This is a genomic window from Pseudomonas sp. P5_B2 (assembly GCF_056400445.1).
Genome location: NZ_JBFULH010001403.1, coordinates 1 through 626, shown reverse-complemented (window position 1 = coordinate 626; position 626 = coordinate 1). Strand labels below are relative to the sequence as shown.

At 60.9% G+C, this 626-nt stretch carries 1 protein-coding gene; it reads left to right on the top strand.

Annotated elements, in window-relative coordinates; genetic code table 11:
• Positions 1 to 626: hypothetical protein (locus AC1DRJ_RS31470; protein ID WP_477805538.1), on the top strand; the 626-nt coding region annotated here is incomplete at both ends.

Genomic DNA, 626 nt, shown 5'->3' with positions numbered 1-626 from the left:
GAGCCTGGTGTCCATTCTGGTGATGGCGACACTGCCTCCGCTAGTGGGCAAGCTCGGCCCGAACATATTCTTCTATACGATGTCGGGCATCATGTTCACTGCCGCGCTGGCCGGACTGCTGGCTTTTCCGAAGGTCGCCAGTACGTTCCAGCACGATCGATCCGCGCTCGCCAAGTTGCCTGCGCGCGTGTGGTTCGGCATCGCCGGCGTGAGCTTACTTATGGTGAGCCATTCGATGGTCTTCGGCTTCATCGAGCGTGTAGGGGGCTGGCACGGATTCAGCGCGGCGCAGATCACGACGGTGCTTGTCATCAGTGGCTTCGTGAATCTCGTACCTGTCGCCCTTTCCAGCATCCTCGAACGCCACTTGTCGGCCTCGGGCGTAGTCATAGCTGGCCCTCTCATCCAAGCCGCTGCCGCTGTCGCAGTGACCCAGTTCAGTGGCTATGGGGTTTACGTCGTAGCGACCTCAATTCTCATCGCTGTCGTTACATTTACCCATGTATTCGCATTCGGTGTGCTGGCGCGACTGGACCCGTCCGGTCGCGTGGTCGCAGCCACCCCGGTGATGGTCATGGCGGGTTCGGCTACTGGCCCACTCCTTGGGGGTGTGCTCGCCCTGCATG